Genomic DNA, 21,140 nt, shown 5'->3' with positions numbered 1-21,140 from the left:
GATGGGGGTGGGCCGGTCATCCGGCCGGCACCAGCCCTCGAACCTGACACACCCACCCCTAGCCCCTCCCGCAAGCGGGAGGGGGACTAAAAAGGAAAAAGTAATGGCCAACGCGAAGGACATCATCAAGCGGATCAAGGACGAAGAGATCGAATGGGTCGATCTGCGTTTCACCGATCCCAAGGGCAAGTGGCAGCACCTGACCATGGTTGCCGCAATCCTCGGCGAGGACGAGCTCGAAGACGGACTGATGTTCGACGGCTCCTCGATCGAGGGCTGGAAGGCGATCAACGAAAGCGACATGATCCTCAAGCCCGATCTTGATGCGGTCTATATCGATCCGTTCAGCGCGACACCGATGATGATCATTTGCTGCGATATCGTCGAGCCTTCGACCGGCGACCTTTACAGCCGTGATCCGCGCTCCACCGCCAAGCGCGCCGAAGCCTATGTCAAGGCCACCGGCGTGGGCGACACCGTCTATGTCGGGCCGGAGGCCGAATTCTTCCTGTTCGACGATGTGCGTTACTACGATGGCTATGACGGCAGCGGCTTCAAGATCGACGATATCGAACTGCCGACCAACACCGACACCAAGTACGAAGCCGGCAACCTGGCGCACCGTCCGGGCGTCAAGGGCGGCTATTTCCCGGTCGCGCCAATCGACAGCTGCGTCGATATCCGCGGCGAAATGGTTTCGACCATGCTCGAAATGGGCCTGCCGTGCGACAAGCACCACCACGAAGTGGCCGCCGCGCAGCACGAACTGGGGCTGACTTTCGGCACGCTGGTGCAGACCGCTGACCGGATGCAGGTGTACAAGTACGTCGTCCATCAGGTCGCCCATGCCTATGGCAAGACCGCAACCTTCATGCCCAAGCCGATCAAAGGCGATAACGGCAGCGGGATGCACACCCACATTTCGATCTGGGATGGCGGCAAGCCACTGTTTGCCGGCAACGGCTATGCGGGCCTCTCGGACATGTGCCTGTACTTCATCGGCGGTGTGATCAAGCACGCCAAGGCGCTGAACGCCTTCACCAACCCTACCACCAACAGCTACAAGCGGCTGGTGCCGGGTTACGAAGCACCGGTGTTGCTGGCCTATTCGGCCCGCAACCGTTCTGCCTCGTGCCGCATTCCCTATGGCAGCGGCGACAAGGCCAAGCGCGTCGAATTCCGCTTCCCCGATGCGATGGCCAACCCGTACCTGTGCTATTCGGCGCTGCTGATGGCCGGGCTCGACGGGATCAAGAACAAGATCCATCCGGGCGAAGCGATGGACAAGAACCTCTATGATCTGCCCCCGGCCGAACTCGAGCTGGTGCCGACCGTTTGCGGATCCTTGCGCGAAGCACTCGAATGCCTCGAAGCCGATCAGGACTTCCTGGTTCAGGGCGGGGTCTTCACCAAGGACCAGATCGAAGCCTACATCGAACTCAAGTGGCCCGAAGTGCTGCGCTGGGAAACCACGCCCTCGGCGGTCGAATTCGACATGTATTACAGCGCCTGATCGCGCTGCGGCAAGTCACCGAGAGAAGGGCGTTGCGGGCAACTGCAGCGTCCTTTTTCGTTGGCGAGCCAAAAATCCGTTTTCCTACTCGGACCGATCCTGCCTAATTACCGGGCCTCCGGCGAATCTTGAGGCTCACCCCAGCATGACCTTCCCACTCGATTTCTTCGATGCCCTGCGCCGGATGAAAGCGCGCGTGCAGCCCGCGCCAGCTCCGCTAACGCCAGAGCCCCAACCGGCTGCAACCAGCAGCGGCCGTGGTGCGGTTGGCCCGTCTGGCCTCGCCCTGATCCAGCGCTTCGAAGGTTGCGCCAAAAAGCGCAAGGACGGGCGCTTCGAAGCCTATCCCGACCCGGGCACCGGCGGTGATCCGTGGACCATCGGCTGGGGCGCGACCGGCCCGGGGATCACCCCCGGCGCGGTCTGGACCGAGGCCGAATGCGACGCCCGGCTGGAACGCGATCTGGCCCGTTTTGCCCGCGATGTGTCCCGCGCGATTGGCGATGCCCCCACCAGCGCGGCGCAGTTCGATGCGCTGGTCAGCTTTCATTACAACACCGGCGCTATTGCCAAGGCAACGTTGACCAAACTGCACAAGGCCGGGCGGTTTGACGAAGCCGCGCAGGAATTTGGCAAATGGGTCAATGCCGGGGGAAAGCCGCTGACCGGGCTGATCCGTCGGCGCGCGGCTGAGGCTGCATTGTACCGGTCGGAATAACGGCGGCCATGGGCTTGATCGGGCGTTTGCGCGATATCAGAGGCTAAAGCCCGGCTTCGACGGCGATCCGGATGGCATCGGCGGTGGTGGCAGCGCCCAGCCGTGCCATCAGCGCGGCGCGGTGCATCTTGACGGTCTGTTCGCTGAGGCCCAGCCGATGGGCGATCTGCTTGTTGAGATAGCCAGCCGCCATTTCGGTCAGCACTTCGTGTTGCCGCGGCGAAAGCGCTTTGACGGCCACAGATGCCGCCATCCGGCGATTGGCATTTGTGGTGGGGGCATCGGGTTCCAGTTCAACCTGGGATCCCAGGAAGAATTCAAGCGCGCCGTCATCATCGAAAATCGGCGCCACCAGAACAGCATTGCGGAACGGGGTTCCGTCACGCTTGTAATTGAGGATTTCGACCAGCACCGGGGCGTGGCGGCGCACACCGCTGCGGATCGTCTCGGTCAGCCACGGTTCAGTGGCCGGCCCCGCCAGGAACCGGCAATTGCGGCCGATGATCTCCGCCTCGCTGTATCCGGTCAGGGCGACAAATGCGGCATTGCAGCACACGATCGGATTGTCCTTTACCCGGGGGTTGCTGATCACCGACGCGATCGGACTACCCGCAATCAGCGATTCCAGGCGCTGTTCCACAAGGTGCGTATCCGCCAATTGTGCTCCCCTTCACCGCAAGGTGGCGACTGGGCCGGATGAGCCGCTCTGCGGTGTCAGAGCATCAACCGGGATGCCGCGCTGTTCTGCCCGACATGGTATTTCGTATAGGTTGAAGCCCGTCAACCGCGGCGTATCACCCCGCTGCTGCGCAGTCTGCGCATGTTAAAGGGGACAGACGCAATGGAATCCTTATCCTTCGGCCAATACTCGCTGGTTTATAACGCTTTTTCGTTCACCTTCGCGACCATGGCCGCCGCTACCGTGTTTCTTTGGCTGGGTCGTTCGCAGGTTGGCCCCGCTTACAAGACGGCGCTGACCATTTCGGGGTTGGTCTGCGCGATCGCGGCCTATCACTATCTGCGTATCTTCGAGAGCTGGGAAGGTGCCTACGCCGTCAAGGACGGAGTCGTGGCGGGTACGGGCTATGCCTTCAACGATGCCTACCGCTATGTCGACTGGCTCCTGACCGTGCCGCTGCTGCTGATCGAGCTGATCCTGGTGATGCGCCTTTCAGCCGATGAAACGATATCGAAGTCGACCAAGCTTGGTGCAGCGGCCGCGCTGATGATTGCGCTTGGCTATCCCGGCGAAATCGCAACCGACATCCCGACCCGCGCGCTGTGGGGCACGCTGTCGGCCATTCCGTTCGTGTACATCATGTATCAGCTGTTCGTCGGTCTTGGTGCCTCGGTCTCGAACCAGCCGGACAGCGTGCGCGAACTGGTCAAGAAGGCTCGCCTGCTGACCTTTGCATCGTGGGGATTTTACCCGATCGTCAACATGATCCCCTACACCAACCTGAGCGGAACCAACGTCATCGTGGGCGTCCAGGTTGGCTATACGATCGCCGATCTGATCGCCAAGGCCGGCGTTGGTGTGCTCATCTACCTGATCGCCACGCGCAAGTCGCAGGCGGAATACGGTCAAGCTGCTGTTGCCTAGACCATTCGAAGCGGTGACGCTGAAGAGCGATCGCTGAAATCAATGATGGCGGCAACGCCTTTCTTGCCCACAGGCGCATTCGGCTCAGGCCGTTTGCGTCTGTGGGCGCTTCCATTTCTGACCGTCAGCCTGATCATCGTCAATTTGCAATTCGGCCAGCTTGACAGTCCGGCGTGGGTATCGGTTGCTGCGCTTTGCATTGCCGTTTTCGGGATTCCGCACGGGACTCTGGATGTCGAAATTGCTGCAGCAAGGCTGGGTCGGTCCAGTCCGTCGATCAAACTGAAAATCGTCGGCGCATACCTGTTGTGTGCCGGATTGATGACAAGCCTGTGGTTTCAGGTTCCTGAGCTGGCCCTAAGTCTCTTCCTGATCGTGTCGATCGTGCACTTCAGCCAGGACTGGCAAGGCAAAGCCGATCCGTTTCTGGCGCTGATGGTGGCCTGGGCATTGGTTGCCCTGCCCGCATTGACCAAACCGGTCGAGGTCGCCGAGATCTTTGATATGCTGGTTGGCAACCGGAATGGCGCTGTCATTGCTGCATTGCTCGCCTGCGCCTCAGCCCCGGCGTTGTTGGGTTGTTTCGTTTACGCCAAGGGTTCCTATCACAGTGCTGATCCGCAAGTTACCGTTGAGGTGATTAGTTGTTTGATTGCGGCAATATTTCTGCCGCCTCTGATTGCTTTTTCCATTTTCTTCTGCGGGCTGCATTCTCCGCGCCACATGCGCGATGCGATGCGGGAAACTGGCGCAATCTCTGCCCGTCAAAAGGGCGGCATTATTGCAGCTGTCTTTATGCTTTCTGCCGGGTTCGGGATTGTATTGCTGATCGGCCAGGATCAGGCCAAAATCGACGTTGGGATTATCCGCTCGGTATTCATGCTCATCTCAATACTGACGATGCCGCATTTCATCCTCGAACATGTCCGCCCCGTAAGCCCGCGAGCCGGTTGAAGCAGTTGCACAGCGCAGATTGCGCGGCGTCCATTGCCGCGCGAGGCCAGGCTCTGCTGACAGGGCAAGCCGGTTGCCCGGTCCCCCGGCAAGTGGTAATTGTACGACACTGAAAATGGAGTTCAGCCATGGCTTACGCATTCCGGATCGCTGCCCTGCTTGGCACTGCTGCACTGGCAATTGCTGCTCCAAACCCGCCGCTGTGGGCCGCCGGCGGCGGCGGCGGTGGCGGCGGGGGATCGATGCCCAGCGACAGCGCCCCGCAATATGATCCGGCGGTGGAATACCGCAGCGGCATCGCGGCGCTGCAGGAACAACGCTGGAAAGACGCCGAACGCGCATTCGGCCGGGTGCTTGAAGCAGCGCCAAAGGATGCCAGCACCAACCTGCTGATGGCGCTGGCCAAGCTGGGCCGCGGTGATGCCAAGGGCGCGCGTGGCTTTCTGGAAAAAGCCGTCAAATACGATCCCGATCTGATCGCCGCGCATATCAAGCTGGGCGTCACTTATGCCAAGTTGGGCGATCCGGCCAAGGCGCAGTTGCAGCTCGATTGGCTGCAAGCCCGCACCGCCGCCTGCGCCGGAACCTGCGCCGATGCAGCCGCGATCGAACAAGGCCTGACCGAAGTTCAGGCGGCGATGGCAGCAGGCAAACAAGCCCGGATCGAGCGCCCTGACCTGACCACCTTTGCCTCCAGCGCGGATGGCGACCAGGCCTATATCGCCGCGGTATCGCTGATCAACGAGCACCGCTACGAACCCGCGATCACCGCGCTCAAAGCCGCGCAACTGGCGTTCGGGCCGCACCCTGATGTGCTGACTTACCTGGGCTTCGCCAACCGCAAGCTGGGCCGCTTCGATCTGGCCGAAGGCTATTACCGGGCGGCGCTGGCGATTGCTCCGAACCACCTCGGCGCGCTGGAATACTATGGCGAGATGATGCTGGAACGCGGTGATCTGGCCGGGGCCAGGCGAATGCTGACCCGGCTTGATGCGATCTGCACTTTCGGCTGCGCACAGGCTGACGAACTGCGCGGCTGGATTGTGCGCGGCCCCGCCCAGGGATGATCCGCCCGGCCCGGCTGGCACTTGTCGCCGCGGTTGCCGCAGCTGGCCTGGCCGCCGCTGCCGGAACCCCGCGAACCGGCCCGCGCGCCTTGCAGTGGACCACCCCGGATGCGCAGCTTGCCGTGCTGAGCGCAGAGCCGGGTTCCTGCCTTGCCCCGGCTGCCGATCCGCAGCGGGCGCGCTCAATCGCAATCGGCGCGGTGGCATTCCGCGCACCGTTGCTGCTGGGCGGGCAGGCCGCGCGCGCGGGCCTGTCTTGCAGTGCCTGCCACCGCGGCGGGCATGACAATCCGGGCTTTGCCTATCCCGGGCTCAGCGGCGCGCCGGGCACCGCCGATGTCACCTCGTCGTTGTTCAGTTCGCACCGCGGTGATGGTGCGTTCAACCCCCGCCCGATCCCCAACCTGAGCGGCGACAAGGCCTTGCTCACGGTCGATCAAAGCCCGGCCAGCAGCGCGCTTGAAAGCTTTATCAACGGCTTGATCCGCGAGGAGTTCGACGGGCCGCCTGTTGCTGCTGCGGTGCTCACCGGGCTGGCCGACTATGTCCGCGCGCTTTCGCCCGGCGCATGCACCGCCCAGCGCGTCATCGACCTTGCCGGAGCGCTGGCCGACGTCGACGCCGCGCTGGACAATGCCGAATGGCTGGCCCGTATGGGCGATGGTCCTGCCGCGCGGCTGCTGGTTTCGGCAGCGCGATCGGAATTGGGGCTGATCGACGAACGCTTTGCCTTGCCGGGTCTGGCGCGCGCGGCTGCCCCCTTGCGGCGCGCCGGGGCCGCGCTGGGCGCGATCGAGCGGCAGATGGCCACCGATCCGGCGCGCGCCTTGCCCGCACTGCAGCGCTGGCGCGCCGGTGCGGGCGGCTGGCAGCGCCCGTTGCGCAGCGCCGAACCGCGTTCGCTTTTCAATCCCGCCGTGCTGGCGCGCTGGCTTGGCCCGGGTTCATAGCGCGGCCCAGCCCCGCACTACCGATTGCATCTTGCAATCTGTTCCGCACGCTCCGACATAGGGCAAAATTAATCGTCCAGTTAAAGGAGATTCGAGGATGCGCGAGCGGCTGCAACAATACATCGACGGCAAGTGGGTGGACAGCGAAGGCGGCGCACGCCGCGAAGTGATCAACCCGGCCACGGAAGAGGCCTGTGCGGTGATCAGCATCGGCTCTGTCGCCGATGTCAACAAGGCCGTGGCGGCGGCCCGCCGCGCCTTTGCCAGCTACAGCCAGACCACCCGCGAAGAGCGCGTGGCGCTGCTTGAACGGATCGTCGAGGAATACAAGAAGCGGGCACAGGACCTGGCCCAGTCGATGGCCGAGGAAATGGGCGCGCCGCTGTCGTTCGCGATCACCGCGCAAGTCGGTGCCGGGATCGGCGCCTTCATGAGCACAATCGCCGCGCTGAAGGACTTCTCCTTCATGGAAGACGGCCCGGGCTTCAAGGTGGCTTACGAGCCGATCGGCGTGGTCGGCATGATTACGCCGTGGAACTGGCCGCTCAACCAGATCGCGCTCAAGGTTGCCCCGGCGCTGGCCGCGGGCGACACCATGGTGCTCAAGCCTTCGGAAGAATGCCCCACCAACGCGGCGATCTTCGCCGAAATCCTGGATGCAGCAGGCGTGCCCGCAGGCGTGTTCAACCTGGTTCAGGGTGATGGGCCGACCACCGGCAACGCGATCTCTTCGCATCCCGACGTGGAAATGGTCAGCTTCACCGGCTCGACCCGCGCGGGCATTCAGGTGGCGATCGCCGCCGCTCCAACGGTCAAGCGCGTGCATCAGGAACTGGGCGGCAAGAGCCCCAACCTGGTCCTGCCCGATGCTGACCTTGCGGCGCACCTCACCGCCGTGGCGATGGGTCCGCTGATCAACACCGGGCAAAGCTGCATCAGCCCGACCAAGGTGCTGGTTGCCAAGGACCGCGAGGCCGAAGTGGTTGGCTTCTACAAGGCGATGTATTCGGCCACCCCGGTCGGCGATCCGATGGCCGAGGGCAATCACCTGGGTCCGCTCGTCAACAAGGCGCAGTATGACAAGGTCAAGGACCTGATCCAGTCGGCGATCGACCAGGGTGCCACGCTGGAAACCGGCGGGCCCGATCTGCCTGCCAACGTCAACCGCGGCTACTATATCCAGCCGACGGTGTTTTCGGGCGTAACCGCTGACATGCGGATCGCGCAGGAGGAAATCTTTGGTCCGGTCGCCACGATCCTGACCTATGACAGCCTTGAAGACGGGATCGAAATGGCCAACGCCACCGAATACGGCCTGTCCGCCGCGATCACCGGCGATCCGGCCAAGGCTGCCGGCGTAGCTGGCAAGCTGCGCGCCGGCATGGTCGCGATCAACAACTGGGGCCCCACCCCGGGCGCCCCGTTCGGCGGCTACAAGCAGTCCGGAAACGGCCGCGAAGGCGGCCTTGCGGGGCTGAAAGACTTCATGGAAACGAAAGCGATCTCGGGCCTGCCGGCCTGATCGCTTTCAGCCAAAGCTAATCCAGCCCCCTTCCCGCAGTCGCGGGGAGGGGGTTTGCTTTTGGACTCTAGAATGGCATTGCTGACCGACGGTTTGGAACAGGCCGCAACCCTGATGATCGTATCGATCCTTACCCGGTCACCTTGTACTGATCTTTTGCGCCGTGCGCGCCGTCCTTGGTGCTGCCATCAAGCGGCTGGGCGCTGCGGCGCATCTGCGCGGCTTTGGTGATCAGGGTATCCTGTTCCATATCGCCGATCCGGGTCCAGCCGCTGCGGCTCAGCCGTTCCATCGGGCGATAGCGGATCTTGTATTGCATCCGCGGCGAACCATCGACCCAATAGCCCAGATAGACAAACGGCAGCCCCAGCGAGCGCGCGCGCTGAATGTGATCGAGGATGATGTAGTTGCCCAGCCCTTCGCGGGCCGCGTGATCGGGATCGTAGAACGAATAGATCATCGACAGGCCATCGCCCTGCCGGTCGGTCAGGCAGGCGCCCACCAGCTTGCCCGCGCTGCCATCGACGGTCGGTTCGCGGTATTCGACGATCCAGCTATCGACGGGGGTATGTTCGACCATGTCGGCGAAATCGATTTCGTCCATGTTGGTCATGCCGCCGCCGGGGTGCCGGTCGCCCAGGTAGTGTTGCAGCAATTCGAACTGTTCGGCCGTCGACCACGGGCGGCAGACCGTGGCGATCAGATCGCCGTTGCGCTTCAGATTGCGCTTCTGGCTGGTCGAGGGGCGGAATTCACTCGCCACCACCCGCACCGAGACGCAGGCCTGGCAATCGATGCAGCTGGGGCGGTAGGCCACTGTCTGGCTGCGGCGAAAACCGATCCGGCCCAGCGCATCGTTGAGTTCGTCGGCATGCGGGCCTTTGAGCTCGGTAAACACCTTGCGCTCGCTTTTGCCGGGCAGATAGGGGCACGGTGCCGGACTGGTCACGAAGAACCGGGGAAAGCGAACGGGTGCCGTCACGACGCGCCAGAATCCTTGAACAGCGAAAATGCTGCCACTTTATGCATGGCGCGGCGCGGGGTTGAAAGAACTTTAACCACGAATCAGGGTAAACGCTTCGTTAATTTGCACAGCAATGCCGCGCGGCCGCGCTGGAGCAGCGAAAACGGGACAGTGCGGAGTCCAAGCGTTAACCCGGCCCCGCACCCAGAAACGGCTTGCCCGCCGCGCGGCTTCGCCCATAGTGCCAACGCGATAGGTCGTAACAACATGGCGGCGCAGGTGGCATTCTGGCCGCCGCGCGGGGAGAAATCTGGTTGACGGCAAACCCCGACATCTTCCTGTCCTACAACCGCGAGGATCAGGCGGTGGCGCGGCTTTACGCCGATGCGTTTGCGGCGGAGGGCCTGAACGTCTGGTGGGACACGGCGCTGCGTTCGGGCGAGGCTTATGACGAGGTGACTGAGGCGGCCTTGCGCGCCGCCAAAGCGGTGGTGGTGCTGTGGAGCCCCCGCTCGGTCGTGAGCCGCTGGGTCCGCGCCGAGGCGACGATTGCGGATCGCTGCAAGACTCTGGTCCCAGTGATGATCGAGCCCTGCGAACGCCCGATCATGTTCGAACTGACTCAGACGGCGGATTTGTGCCACTGGTCGGGGGATGCGGGGGACCGGGCTTGGCTGGCGTTCGTCAGCGATGTCCGGCGGTTTGTTGGGCGCGAGGCTGAGCCTGACGCCGTTGCCGTGACGCCGACAGTGGATGTTCCCGCTCCAGTCAGCGAACGCGGTTCGGCTCCTTCGCTTGCGGTACTGCCCTTCACCAACCGCTCCGGGCTATCGGAAGACGACGTGTTCGCCTTCGGTATGGTCGAAGATCTGATCGACGCTCTATCACTAGGGGTGCACGCCCGGGTGCTTTCCAGCTCTTCAACCGCCCGCTTTCGCAACGGTTCCTCGCCTGATGTCGGTGCCATGGGCCGCGAACTCGGGGTACGTTACCTGCTGGAAGGCAATGTCAGGCGTTCGGGCAACGACTTGCGGGTGACGGCGCAACTGATCGAGGCTGCAGGCGGGGCGATTTTGTGGACCCAGAAGTTCGATCGCCCATTGACCGAACTGGCGGCATTACAGGAGCAGTTGATCGAAGAGGTCGCTGCGCACCTTGGCACCCAGTTATTGCGCCGCGAAATGGAGCAGGCACTCAAAAAGCCAAGTGACGTAACGGCTTGGGAATGTGTCATGCGCGCCTTGTCGGCGCTTCGCACAACCAACGACAAAGCGATTCTCCGCGCGGTCGAGGAGAGCGCACGTGCCGTTTCAATTGCGCCCGACTATGGCCTGGCCCATGCGATGCTCGCGGATGCCTTGGGATTGGCCTATATGTTTCGCAGTCCCGACGATGCCGACGAGGTGCGCCGGATCAGGCATCACATCGATCGCGCTTTGTCATGCGATGGTGAGAATGCGGCCGTCCTCGGTTATGTGGCGAGTGCATTGCACTGCATCGGCCAGTCTCCGGAAGGACTTCGCCGCGCCAAGCGTGCAATCGAGATCAACCCCGGTTATGGATATGTGCACCTTACAGCTGGCACGACCAGTGTGATGCTCGGCTTGCCCGAAGCCGCGCTTGCGCACTTCGCCGACTTCCACAGACTTGAACCCAACTCGCCGCATCAACACTATGCGTGGGCATTTGCGAGCTACTCCCACTTGCTGATGGGTGACCTGGCAGCGGCAGAAGCCGCTGTGGATCGCAGCATCGCGTTCGTTCCTGAGAATGGCGTCTTTTACGTTCACAAGGCTCTTATCGTCAGCCAACTTGGCCGAACCAGCGAGGCGCAGGAATTGATGCGCGAGGCCCGACACCGCCAACCGACCGATACAAGAGAACTATGGGAGCTCCGCTTTCCGCGATGGCTTCCCGTTGGCCCGGCGCTCGATGCAATGCTTGCCGCCCTCCGCAAGTTGTGGCCGGCGACGGAAGGCAGCGCATGACCCAGCCCGACATCTTCCTCTCCTACAACCGCGAGGATGCGGCCACGGCGAAGCGCTATGCCGATGCGTTTGCGGCGGAGGGGCTAAACGTCTGGTGGGACACCGCGCTGCGTTCGGGCGAGACTTATGACGAGGTGACCGAGGCGGCGTTGCGCGGGGCCAAGGCGGTGGTGGTGCTGTGGTCGCCGCGCTCGGTGGTCTCACGCTGGGTGCGGGCCGAGGCGACAATTGCGGATCGGTGCAAGACGCTGGTTCCGGTGACGATCGAGGGTTGCGAGCGCCCGATCATGTTCGAGCTGACCCAGACAGCGGACCTCTCGCACTGGACGGGGGATGCGGGGGACAAGGCTTGGCTGGCGTTTCTAAGCGACGTGCGACGGTTTGTGGAAAAAGAGGCTGCAATCGAAGCTCTGACTTCGGTTCCGGACACCCCTTCCGTTGAAGAAACGCTGAAGCCGGGTCAAGCCGGATCGGCTCCGTCGATGGCAGTGCTGCCATTCACCAACCGCTCGCAACTGCCCGAAGACGAGGTGTTCGCCGAGGGCATGGTCGAGGATGTGATCTCCGCCCTTACCCAGGGGGTCAATGTCCGCGTGCTGGGTTCGATGTCGACGGTGCATTTGCGCAAGAGCGCCACCGCCGATCTCTCTACCGTCGGCCGTCAGTTGGGTGTGCGTTATCTGCTTGAGGGCAATGTGCGGCGTGTGGGCGCCAATCTACGAGTCACCACCCAGCTTCTTGAAGCAGAGACTGGCACCGCCGTGTGGTCTGGCAAGTTCGATCGCCCCCTGGTGGAGCTTGCCGAGCTTCAGGAAGAGCTGGTCACGGAGATCGCCGGCGTTCTTGAAACACAAGTCTACAGCATTGAAATCGAGCGTGCACTCAAGAAACCCGGCGACATAACCGCTTGGGAGGCAATGGCGCGAGCCTGGTCAGCCTATCGCAAGTGGGACGTCACCGCGCGGGTGGAGTACATAGAGGAGGCCCGGAGAGCTGTCGCGATTGCACCCGACTACGCGCCGGGACATGCTTTGCTCGCCAACGGTCTCGCTAACGATTATTTGGTCAGACCTGACGATCCGGCTGAGGTCCAGCGCATTCGCGCCATCGCGGAGCGAGCGCTTTTCCTTGCGCCAGACGATGCCACAGTCCTTGGCTCAGTGGGCGTTGCTTTCTCTTTTATCGGCATTCCTGATGAAGGAGCGCGCTATTCCGTTCGCGCTGCGCGCAAGGCACCCGGTAGCGGCATATTGCGCTGGCAGCATGGCATCACTTGCGTGATGGTCAACCGCCATGAGGACGCGCTCTCGCACCTAAAGACGGCGGAGCGCCTGATGCCGGGCTCGCAACTTATCTGGTTGGTGAAGCATTGGCAGTCACGGGCGCTCGCGGAACTGGGGCGCTGGGCGGAGGCGGACGCAACCAACAATGAATGCGTTAGCCACAATCCGACAGACGGTTTGAGCTACGTCTTCAAAGCTCTCATTGCTATGCAGCTTGGACAAGACGCCGACGCGCGCAGGTGTATCCGGACTGCGCAACGCTTTGGATGCGATCTGGTGCAGGCAAAACGTTTCTGGCACCGCACCGGCCTAAGCAGTCCGACACTGGCAGCTGACATCGCCACTATTCACGAGCTCTATGCGGCAACGGAGCCGGAAGCATGACCGCCGCGCCTGACATCTTCCTGTCCTACAACCGAGAGGATCAGGCGATAGCCAAGCGCTACGCCGATGCTTTCGCGGCGGAGGGGCTAAACGTCTGGTGGGACACCGCGCTGCGTTCGGGCGAGGCTTATGACGAGGTGACCGAGGCGGCGTTGCGCGGGGCCAAGGCGGTGGTGGTGCTGTGGTCGCCGCGCTCGGTGGTCTCACGCTGGGTGCGGGCCGAGGCGACGCTGGCAGACCGCGCCAAGACGCTGGTGCCGGTGATGATCGAGCGGTGCGAACGCCCGATCATGTTCGAGCTGACCCAGACGGCGGACTTGGCGCACTGGACCGGGGACGGTGCCGACCGGGTCTGGCGCGTCCTGGTTTCAGACCTGCGGCTGATGATCGGCCGCGAGCCCGAGGTCAACGAACCTGCACCCGCTTTGTCCGATGATCCCGCCGCCGCAGCCCCAACCAGCAAGCGGGGCGAACGCGGCGCTGCACCTTCGCTGGCGGTGCTACCGTTCACCAATCGATCGGGATTACCCGAAGACGATGTGTTCGCTTTTGGCATGGTCGAAGACCTGACCGAGGCGTTGTCGCACGGGGTCAACCTGCGGGTGTTGTCGAGCATGTCGACCGCGCGGTTTCGCACCGGGCCGCTGCCCGATCTGGAAGCGATGGGGCGCGAGCTGGGGGTGCGCTATTTGCTGGAAGGCAATGTCCGCCGGGCCGGTGATCAACTGCGCGTCACCGCCCAGCTGGTCGAGGCGAAAAGCGGTGAGATCCTGTGGACCCAGCGGTTTGACCGGCCCCTGGCCGATCTCGCCGCATTGCAGGAAGCGCTGATCGAAGAGGTGGCAGCGCAGCTTGGCACGCAGGTCTACCGGATCGCGATGGAACAGGCGCTCAAGAAGCCGGGCGATCTGACCGCCTGGGAAAGCTGCATGCGCGGGATCGCTGCGATGCGGCGGCTCAGCGGGGAAAACCTCGCCCAGGCGATCGGCGATGCTGCGCGGGCGGTTGAAATTGCGCCGGATTATGGCCTGGCCCACGCCCTGATCGCGCATTGGTCAGCACTGGCTTATCAATTCATGTGCACCAACGATGCCGACGAAGCACGGCGGATCAGGTTCCACATCGACCGGGCGCTGGCCTGCGACGGCGATAGCGCCGTGGTGCTGGGGCACGTCGCCTTTGCGCTGATGTATACGGATCAGCCCGCCGACGCGGTGCGCTGTGCCGAGCGGGCGATCGAAACCAACCCTGGGTTCGGTTTTGCCCAACTGGCCGCGGGGATCGCTTGTCCGATGCTGGGCAAGCCGGAAAAGGGGTTGAGCCACATGGCCCAATTCCGCCGGATCGAGCCGCAATCGCCTTACCTGCATTATGCGCTTAACTGGGAAGCGGTATCGCTGCTGGCGCTGGGCGAGTGGGAAACCGCCGCAGCGAAATTCGATGCCAGCCTGATCCTAAACCCGCAGGCCAGTTACAGCCATTGGTACAAGGCGGTGCTGGCCGAACAGCTTGGGAATAACGCGGCCGCGATGCAGGCGATGATCGAAGCCCGCCGGCTGGAACCGGACGCCACGGCAGAATTGTGGGAATTGCGGATCGCGCGGTGGGGGGCAAACAATCCCTCAACCCCGCAGATTGTTGAACATCACCGCGCGCTGTGGGCCGCAACCGAGGGCCGGGTCTGATCCCTAACCCAGTTCCACCAGTTCCACCGAATAGCCGCTTTCGCGCAGCGCACCGGGGCGGTCCTGCAAGGTCAGCCGCAATCGCGCCAGGCTTTTGACGAGGTGACCAAGACAGGCGTGTCCTATCGCATTGAAACGTGATGCTGTGGCCAAAACCTGGCGCGTCAGTTGCCTTGGCAAGCCAGTTTGATGCCGTGATCGACTGCGATCAGATCAGCCGCCCGTTCGCCAATCATGATCGAAGGCGCGTTGATATTGCCGCTGGGGATCTCCGGCATGATGCTGGCATCGGCCACGCGCAGGTTCTTCACGCCGAACACGCGCAAGTTCGGATCGACAACACTGCCGATCCGGCAGGTGCAGGACAGATGGTAGATTGTCTGGGCGAAATGCAGTGCAAAATTCTCCAGCAGTGCGTCGCTGGGTTCCTGACCTTCGACATAGCCGTGCATCTCGGCAAGCATCGGCGGGACGAGCCAGTTTCCAAGCTTCTTTTCACCCGGCCAGGCTGCGGCAATTTCAAGCACGCGGCGCATGATCGCAACGATCACCTTCAGATCATGGGGATCGCTTAAGTAGTTGAATTTGATGTCCGGCGGCACGGACGGATCGGCGCTGGTAACGACCAGTTCGCCTTCACTGTGCGGCACGCAATTGCTGGCCAGAAACAGAACGTGCTCTGAATCGGGCGCAAGGGTCGTGGATGCGTCGGCCATCAACATGTCGAGATCGATGTTGATCCGGGTGCCGATGACATCCTCGTTATAGGCGTGAGGGATGAAGCCAATCTGGGCGTCGTGGGTGAAGTCGTCACCAAGTCCGGTCGAAAAGAAGCAGACCCCATCGTAGAGCGAGGACGACACGAGGCTGCTGCCGGTTTCATGCCATTCGATGAGCCTGCGTTCCGCTTCGGCCTTCAATTCGGCGAGTTCCCCGGTAAGATGGACGTCATCCGCCGGATCGGCTGGCAGCGGGCCGGCTGGTGCGCGCAGTGCATCGGGGCCCATCGACACACCAACCTCCATTCCGGTGAGCGCGATGCCGGAAGCAGGAAAATGCATGGGCGCCAGCAGATGGTCTTTAAGGTGTTTGCCAACGTCGGGAAGATCGAGCCGGCAGGCAATCCCCGCAGCCTCCAGTTCGCGGCGGGGGCCAATGCCAGAGAGCATCAGGATATGCGGCGAGCCGACAGCGCCCGCGCTGAGAATGACCTCCCTGTTTGCGTGGACCGACTGGATCGTTCCGCCGCCATCGCGGTATTCGACACCCGTCGCAGTCAGGCCATCGCCTTCGCCCTCAAGGATCAGCCTTTGCACCAGGGCCTGGGTGATGATTGTCAGGTTCGGCCGACGTTCGGCCTGGTCCTCAAGATAGGCATGAAAAGTGCTCGAGCGTTTGCCGCGCCGGGTGTTGGTCTGCACCAGTGAGGCAACACCGCCAGGGTTTTGACGACCGGAACCGTTATAATCGCCTTCGGGAATACCAGCCGCCCCGGCTGCCTTGACGAAGTCCCGCGAGGCCGGAATGACCGGCGAGCGAATGCCCACACCGACCGGCCCGGCATCGCCCCGCACCTCACGGCTGATGACTGCCTCATTGGTTTCGGACACTTCTTCCATCCGCTTGAAGCAGGGCAGGACGTCATCGTAGCTCCAGCCATCGGCGCCCAGCCGTTCCCAATTGTCGAAATCGCCGGGATGGCCGCGCACGAAGACCATGTAATTGATGCCCGAAGACCCGCCGAGCATCTTGCCGCGGGGCACCGGCATACGCCGGTTCTTGAAGCCAAGCCCGCCCTTGCCAGGATCGCCAGTGAACATCCAATCGGTTTCGGGATCCAGCTGCAGGCTGGCGCAGGCAACAGGCATTTGCTCGCGTTCAGGCGGGCGATCCCCGGCTTCGACCAGCGCGATACTGACGGCAGGATCTTCGGACAACCGCGCTGCGAGGGCTGCACCGGCTGATCCTCCACCGACAATCACGAAATCGAACGCGTTTTGCATGACGGTGCCTCCCACAAAGCTTCACCGCTCGGTGTTTCACGTTCTTGGCTAAGAGTCACGGGGAAGCGCATCAGATCAAGGACCGGAAGCTGATCCGATGGCGCGGGCAGCCTGCTTTTAAAGTCCGCACCGAATGCGAGACGGACCGCGATTTTCAATTCGCGACCTCGTGCTGAGTTAACCCAGCTCGACCAGTTCCACCGAATAGCCGTTTTCACGCAAAGCTCCGACCAGACCATCGAGCTGCTCGCGGTCGCGGGCTTCGCATTCGATGTCGGTGATCAGGCCTTTGGCGGGCAGGTGGGTGAAGATCCGTTGGTGGTAGATCTCGATGATGTTGACGTTGTGCCGGTCAAATTCACCCATCACCTTATAGAGCGCGCCGGGGCGATCCTGCAGGGTCAGCCGTAGCCGCGCGAGGCGGCCTGAACGCGCCAGATCGCGCAGCAGCACGTTGGCCAGCAGCCGGGTATCGATATTGCCGCCGCAGATCGGGATGCCGATCTTGCGGCCCTTGAACCGTGCCGGATGCGCCAGCACGGCGGCGAGGCCGGCGGCACCAGCGCCTTCGGCCACGGTCTTTTCGATCTGCAGCAGCAGCGATACAGCGCGTTCCAGCGCGGCTTCGCTGACCAGCACGATATCGTCGAGCAACCGGCGCAGCACTTGCGAGGTAAATGCGCCGGGCTCCTTCACGGCGATGCCCTCGGCCAGGGTATCCCCGCCGCACGGCAGATCGTTGTGCTTGAGCCGGTTGTACATCGAGGGGAACAGTTCAGCCTCGACCCCGATCAGCGCGATATCGGGTTTGATCGCGCGCGCCGCCACGCTCATCCCGCTGGCCAGGCCGCCCCCGCCGATCGGGATCACCAGCATATCCAGATCGGGCACTTGCTCGAGCATTTCGAGCGCCACGGTGCCCTGCCCGGCCGCAACATGCGGATCATCGAACGGGTGGACAAAGGTCAAGCCCAGCTCACTCTCCAGTTCGCGCGCATGGGCATAAGCTTCGTCGAACGTCTCACCATGCAGCACCACCGTGCCGCCGACCGCTTCGGTCTGCTGGATCTTCACCATTGGCGTGCTGCGCGGCATCACGATGGTGACCGGGATGCCTAGCCGCTTGCCATGGTACGACAGCCCTTGCGCATGATTGCCTGCCGATGCCGCAATCACGCCGCGGCTGGACTTTTCCGGATCCAGCAGCAGCATCGCGTTGAGTGCGCCGCGTTCCTTGTAGGCCGCAGTGAATTGCAGGTTTTCAAACTTGAGCCAGATTTCCGCCCCGGTAATCGCCGAAAGCGTACGCGAATGGTCCATCGCGGTGTTGATTACCGCGCCCTCAATCCGGGCGGCAGCCGCGCGAACGTCGTCGATAGTCAAAAGCGGAGCGGAAGTATCTGCGGGCATATTCATGGCCGCGCCGCCCTAGGGCAAAGCCAATGGCCCCGCAAATGTTAAGTCGTATCGCGATTGGCGCGAAAGTAGATCAAAAGTTGCGCGATCAGGGCGCCCAGCGCAATGGCCACGCTATCAGCCAGCCAATCGCGCAGATCGGCGTCGCGGTGCAGCGCCGGGATCGTCTGCAGCAGCTCGATCAGCGCGCCATAAAGCGAGAGCAGCAGCACCGGAATCCAGATCCGCGTTCCGGGCCAGGCCAGCCGCGCCACCAAAGTAAGCACCGAAAACGCCAGCATGTGCTCAAACTTGTCGCCCAGATTGTAGGTCGTCAGGCTGGGCGGCGCGGGCAGCAGCGCCATGACCAGCGAGAACGCGGCGAACAGCCAGAACAGCGGGCGCAGCAGACGGGGGGCGAGCAAGGCTTCGAACATCACCGCACCGATAGGGCCCGCGCGGTTCAAGGCAAATGGATTTGCGGTGCGCAAAATATGCATCTGGCACCGCGCGGCAAAGCGGTTACAAGCCCAAAGCATGAGCCAACCTTTGAACGTATCCTTCCTGGGCCTGGGCGTGATGGGCGGCGCGATTGCGCGGCATATCGGCCAGGCCGGGCACACGCTGTCGATCTACAACCGCACCCCGGCCCGCGCGGCGCGCTGGCAGGAGGCCAACCCTGGCCTGGCCGTGCGGGTGGCGCACAGCCCGGCCGAAGCCGCCGAGGGCGCCGATGTGGTGCTGACCTGTGTGGGCAACGACGATGATCTGGCCGATGTGGTGCTGGGCCCGACCGGGGCTTTCTCCAGCATCCGCAAAGGCGCAACCTTTATCGATCACACCACCGTATCGGCGCGGATCGCCCGGCAGATCGCAGTCGAAGCGCGCGATCTGATGGTCCACTGCGTCGATGCCCCCGTTACCGGCGGACAGGCGGGCGCGGAAAACGGCACGCTGACGGTGATGTGCGGCGGCCGCGCCGAAGCGATCGAGGCGGGACGCAGCGTGATGAGCGCCTATACCAAGCGCATCGTCCACGTTGGCAAGGCCGGCGCCGGGCAGACCACCAAGATGGTCAACCAGATCGCCTTTTCGGGTATCCTGGCGACATTATCCGAAGCGATGCGCTTTGCCGAAGCGGCGCATCTCGATCTCGACAAGGTGTTCGAAGCGATCTCGGGCGGTGCGGCGCAAAGCTGGCAGATGGACAACCGCTGGAAGACCATGTGCGAAGACAGCTTCGATTTCGGCTTCGCGATCGACTGGATGCGCAAGGACATGGGCCTCGCCATGGACGAAGGCCGTTCGTTGGGCGTCTCGCTGCCCGTGGCGGCCTTGATCGACCAATTCTATGCCGAAGTGCAGGCGATGGGTGGCGGCCGTCAGGATACATCGGCACTGGTGCGGCGCCTGCCGCGAAAGGGAACAACATGATCCGCAAATTCGCCGCCTTCAGCATCTCGCTTTCGCTGGTTGCCACCCCGGCGATGGCCGATACACTGGTCGACAATGTCATCGGCGTTACGGTGGACGGGACCGGCGGGATCGACACTTTCACCGGACTGGTGATCGCCGACGATGGCCGGATCAAGACCGTGCTGCACCGCGGTGACAAGAAACCCAAAACCAGTTTCCGGATCGACGGCAAGGGCCGCTTCGTGATGCCCGGGCTGATCGACAGCCACAGCCACGTGATGAGCGTGGGGATGGCAGCGATGACGCTCGATCTGTCAAACACCCGCTCACTGGCCGAAGCACTGGCCGCGATCGGTGCCTATGCCAGGGCCCACCCGGATCGGCCGTGGATCCTGGGGCGCGGCTGGAACCAGGAACTGTGGAGCGAAAAACGCTTTCCCACCGCGACCGAGCTCGATGGTGTGGTCGGCGATCGGCCGGTCTGGCTGGAACGGGTCGATGGCCATGCCGGCTGGGCCAACAGCCGCGCGCTGGCGCTGTCCGGGGTGACCGCGGTTACCAGGGACCCGGCGGGCGGCAAGATCGAACGGATCGCAGGCGGCAAGCCCAGCGGCGTGTTCATCGATACCGCGCAAGATCTGGTTGCAAAGGTCATCCCCGCACCGCGCCCCGAAGATCTGGACTATGCCTTCGATCTCGCGCAGCGGATTTTCCTGTCCTACGGGGTGACGGCAACCGCCGATATGGGCACTTCGATCGAGGACTGGCAGGCGTTCCGCCGCGCCGGAGACGCCGGCACACTGAAGATCCGTATCATGTCGTACGGCGCGGGGATTGAGAACATGGCGCTGATCGGCGGCCCCGGCCCGTCGCGCTGGCTCTATGATGACAAGCTGCGGCTCAACGGCGTGAAGCTCTACATGGACGGCGCGCTGGGATCGCGCGGGGCCAGCCTCAAGCTGCCCTATTCCGACGCGCCGGGCGTCAAGGGCCTGCGCATCACCAGCGACACGCAGCTGCGCAACCTGATGAGCCGCGCCGCGCTCGACCACTTCCAGATTGCAGTCCACGCAATTGGCGATGAAGCCAACGCCGCGCTGCTCTCCGCGATCGAGGAAATGGCGCCGACCTATAACGGCGACCGGCGCTGGCGGATCGAACACGCGCAGATTGTCGATCCGGCGGATATTACCCGCTTCAGCAAATACGGCATCATCGCTTCGATGCAGCCGGTCCACCAGACCAGTGACCGGCTGATGGCGGAGGCGCGGCTCGGCCCGAACCGGCTGGGCGGCGCCTATGCCTGGCATTCGATCCTGGCGGCGGGCGGCAAGCTGGCGTTCGGTTCGGATGCGCCGGTCGAACTGCCCGATCCCTTTGCCGGCCTCGCCGCCGCGATCAGCCGGGTCGGCCCGGATGGTGAGCCGGCCGGCGGCTGGATGCCCCAGGAACGCGTCACCCGCGAACAAGCGCTGGCCGGTTATACCGCCTGGGGTGCCTATGCCGGGTTTGCCGATGGCCGCTTTGGCCGGCTGGTGGTGGGCGAGCGCGCAGACTTCCTGTTCGTTGACCGCGATGTGATGCTGGCCAGCCCATCGCAGCTGGCCAAAACGGTGGTGCTGCAAGTCTACGTTGGCGGACAACTGGTGTGGGATACGGCCAAGGACAAGCGGCCGACGCCGTAGCCTCGGCGCT

Annotated in this window: 18 protein-coding genes; 12 read left to right on the top strand and 6 right to left on the bottom strand. The window is 63.2% G+C overall.

The genetic code is table 11. From position 1 onward, the window contains the following. Nucleotides 1-103: 103 nt before the first annotated feature. Nucleotides 104-1,513: a type I glutamate--ammonia ligase gene (gene glnA / locus RMN99_RS05800; RefSeq protein WP_309622353.1), complete on the top strand. Its 1,410-nt coding sequence runs from the start codon at nucleotides 104-106 to the stop codon at nucleotides 1,511-1,513. A gap of 145 nt (nucleotides 1,514-1,658) precedes the next feature. Then, nucleotides 1,659-2,231, top strand: coding sequence for a lysozyme (locus RMN99_RS05795; RefSeq protein ID WP_309622352.1), 573 nt, complete (start codon nucleotides 1,659-1,661; stop codon nucleotides 2,229-2,231). 43 nt (nucleotides 2,232-2,274) lie between these two features. On the opposite strand, the gene RMN99_RS05790 is transcribed toward RMN99_RS05795, so the two are convergent. Beyond that, complete coding sequence (locus RMN99_RS05790) at nucleotides 2,275-2,871, bottom strand: LuxR C-terminal-related transcriptional regulator (protein WP_309622351.1); 597 nt, start codon at nucleotides 2,869-2,871, stop codon at nucleotides 2,275-2,277. A 201-nt stretch (nucleotides 2,872-3,072) separates the two neighbouring features. Here RMN99_RS05790 and RMN99_RS05785 point away from each other — a divergent pair, with 201 nt between their 5' ends. The 5 genes from RMN99_RS05785 (at nucleotide 3,073) to RMN99_RS05765 (ending at nucleotide 8,327) form a co-directional block, all read left to right on the top strand. Next, entirely contained in the window at nucleotides 3,073-3,834 is a 762-nt protein-coding gene (locus RMN99_RS05785; RefSeq protein ID WP_309622350.1) for a bacteriorhodopsin-like, read from the top strand. Nucleotides 3,835-3,876: 42 nt separating this feature from the next. Beyond that, nucleotides 3,877-4,788 (top strand): Brp/Blh family beta-carotene 15,15'-dioxygenase, encoded by a 912-nt coding sequence (locus RMN99_RS05780; protein WP_309622349.1) that lies wholly within the window; start codon nucleotides 3,877-3,879, stop codon nucleotides 4,786-4,788. 128 nt (nucleotides 4,789-4,916) lie between these two features. After that, on the top strand, nucleotides 4,917-5,855 hold the full coding sequence (locus RMN99_RS05775; protein ID WP_309622348.1) for a tetratricopeptide repeat protein: 939 nt from the start codon (nucleotides 4,917-4,919) through the stop codon (nucleotides 5,853-5,855). Further along, nucleotides 5,852-6,805, top strand: coding sequence for a hypothetical protein (locus RMN99_RS05770; RefSeq protein WP_309622347.1), 954 nt, complete (start codon nucleotides 5,852-5,854; stop codon nucleotides 6,803-6,805). Before RMN99_RS05775 ends, RMN99_RS05770 begins: the two co-directional genes overlap by 4 nt. Nucleotides 6,806-6,902: 97 nt before the next feature. Beyond that, on the top strand, nucleotides 6,903-8,327 hold the full coding sequence (locus tag RMN99_RS05765) for an aldehyde dehydrogenase family protein (protein ID WP_309622346.1): 1,425 nt from the start codon (nucleotides 6,903-6,905) through the stop codon (nucleotides 8,325-8,327). Between the two features lie 130 nt (nucleotides 8,328-8,457). On the opposite strand, the gene RMN99_RS05760 is transcribed toward RMN99_RS05765, so the two are convergent. Beyond that, a complete protein-coding gene (locus RMN99_RS05760; protein WP_309622345.1) occupies nucleotides 8,458-9,309 on the bottom strand; it encodes an arginyltransferase in 852 nt (283 codons plus the stop codon). Nucleotides 9,310-9,605: 296 nt separating this feature from the next. Between RMN99_RS05760 and RMN99_RS05755 the strand changes: the two genes are divergently transcribed. Genes RMN99_RS05755 through RMN99_RS05745 form a run of 3 tightly spaced genes read left to right on the top strand, consistent with a single transcriptional unit; the run spans nucleotide 9,606 to nucleotide 14,631 of the window. Then, nucleotides 9,606-11,279 carry a TIR domain-containing protein gene (locus tag RMN99_RS05755; protein ID WP_309622344.1) on the top strand — a complete coding sequence of 558 codons (1,674 nt, stop codon included), beginning with the start codon at nucleotides 9,606-9,608 and terminating at the stop codon, nucleotides 11,277-11,279. Continuing rightward, nucleotides 11,276-12,946 carry a TIR domain-containing protein gene (locus RMN99_RS05750; RefSeq protein WP_309622343.1) on the top strand — a complete coding sequence of 557 codons (1,671 nt, stop codon included), beginning with the start codon at nucleotides 11,276-11,278 and terminating at the stop codon, nucleotides 12,944-12,946. Before RMN99_RS05755 ends, RMN99_RS05750 begins: the two co-directional genes overlap by 4 nt. Then, nucleotides 12,943-14,631, top strand: a complete 1,689-nt coding sequence (locus RMN99_RS05745) for a TIR domain-containing protein (RefSeq protein ID WP_309622342.1) — start codon at nucleotides 12,943-12,945, stop codon at nucleotides 14,629-14,631. Before RMN99_RS05750 ends, RMN99_RS05745 begins: the two co-directional genes overlap by 4 nt. Nucleotides 14,632-14,634: 3 nt before the next feature. Here the strand turns inward: RMN99_RS05745 and RMN99_RS05740 are convergent, their stop codons facing one another. The 4 genes from RMN99_RS05740 to RMN99_RS05725 form a co-directional block, all read right to left on the bottom strand. Beyond that, nucleotides 14,635-14,784, bottom strand: coding sequence for a hypothetical protein (locus tag RMN99_RS05740; protein ID WP_309622341.1), 150 nt, complete (start codon nucleotides 14,782-14,784; stop codon nucleotides 14,635-14,637). Between the two features lie 11 nt (nucleotides 14,785-14,795). After that, a complete protein-coding gene (locus RMN99_RS05735) occupies nucleotides 14,796-16,634 on the bottom strand; it encodes a GMC family oxidoreductase N-terminal domain-containing protein (protein WP_309622340.1) in 1,839 nt (612 codons plus the stop codon). A 177-nt stretch (nucleotides 16,635-16,811) separates the two neighbouring features. Further along, nucleotides 16,812-18,050: a threonine ammonia-lyase gene (locus RMN99_RS05730; protein WP_309622339.1), complete on the bottom strand. Its 1,239-nt coding sequence runs from the start codon at nucleotides 18,048-18,050 to the stop codon at nucleotides 16,812-16,814. 41 nt (nucleotides 18,051-18,091) lie between these two features. After that, nucleotides 18,092-18,466, bottom strand: coding sequence for a hypothetical protein (locus RMN99_RS05725; RefSeq protein WP_309622338.1), 375 nt, complete (start codon nucleotides 18,464-18,466; stop codon nucleotides 18,092-18,094). A 100-nt stretch (nucleotides 18,467-18,566) separates the two neighbouring features. Between RMN99_RS05725 and RMN99_RS05720 the strand changes: the two genes are divergently transcribed. Next, a complete protein-coding gene (locus RMN99_RS05720) occupies nucleotides 18,567-19,463 on the top strand; it encodes an NAD(P)-dependent oxidoreductase (protein WP_309622337.1) in 897 nt (298 codons plus the stop codon). Further along, nucleotides 19,460-21,130, top strand: coding sequence for an amidohydrolase family protein (locus RMN99_RS05715; protein ID WP_309622336.1), 1,671 nt, complete (start codon nucleotides 19,460-19,462; stop codon nucleotides 21,128-21,130). The genes RMN99_RS05720 and RMN99_RS05715 overlap by 4 nt, the downstream gene beginning before the upstream one ends. Nucleotides 21,131-21,140: the final 10 nt, after the last annotated feature.

The organism is Novosphingobium sp. (assembly GCF_031417815.1).
Taxonomy (GTDB): domain Bacteria; phylum Pseudomonadota; class Alphaproteobacteria; order Sphingomonadales; family Sphingomonadaceae; genus Novosphingobium.
Note: the sequence above shows the minus strand (reverse complement) of the source record. Positions and strands in the feature narration are given on the sequence as shown.

Coding starts and splice junctions, on each gene's coding strand:
- glnA (WP_309622353.1), top strand. CDS start 104: ATGGCCAACGCGAAGGACATCATCAAGCGGATCAAGGACGAAGAGATC.
- RMN99_RS05795 (WP_309622352.1), top strand. CDS start 1,659: ATGACCTTCCCACTCGATTTCTTCGATGCCCTGCGCCGGATGAAAGCG.
- RMN99_RS05785 (WP_309622350.1), top strand. CDS start 3,073: ATGGAATCCTTATCCTTCGGCCAATACTCGCTGGTTTATAACGCTTTT.
- RMN99_RS05780 (WP_309622349.1), top strand. CDS start 3,877: ATGATGGCGGCAACGCCTTTCTTGCCCACAGGCGCATTCGGCTCAGGC.
- RMN99_RS05775 (WP_309622348.1), top strand. CDS start 4,917: ATGGCTTACGCATTCCGGATCGCTGCCCTGCTTGGCACTGCTGCACTG.
- RMN99_RS05770 (WP_309622347.1), top strand. CDS start 5,852: ATGATCCGCCCGGCCCGGCTGGCACTTGTCGCCGCGGTTGCCGCAGCT.
- RMN99_RS05765 (WP_309622346.1), top strand. CDS start 6,903: ATGCGCGAGCGGCTGCAACAATACATCGACGGCAAGTGGGTGGACAGC.
- RMN99_RS05750 (WP_309622343.1), top strand. CDS start 11,276: ATGACCCAGCCCGACATCTTCCTCTCCTACAACCGCGAGGATGCGGCC.
- RMN99_RS05745 (WP_309622342.1), top strand. CDS start 12,943: ATGACCGCCGCGCCTGACATCTTCCTGTCCTACAACCGAGAGGATCAG.
- RMN99_RS05735 (WP_309622340.1), bottom strand. CDS start 16,634: ATGCAAAACGCGTTCGATTTCGTGATTGTCGGTGGAGGATCAGCCGGT.
- RMN99_RS05730 (WP_309622339.1), bottom strand. CDS start 18,050: ATGAATATGCCCGCAGATACTTCCGCTCCGCTTTTGACTATCGACGAC.
- RMN99_RS05725 (WP_309622338.1), bottom strand. CDS start 18,466: ATGTTCGAAGCCTTGCTCGCCCCCCGTCTGCTGCGCCCGCTGTTCTGG.
- RMN99_RS05720 (WP_309622337.1), top strand. CDS start 18,567: ATGAGCCAACCTTTGAACGTATCCTTCCTGGGCCTGGGCGTGATGGGC.
- RMN99_RS05715 (WP_309622336.1), top strand. CDS start 19,460: ATGATCCGCAAATTCGCCGCCTTCAGCATCTCGCTTTCGCTGGTTGCC.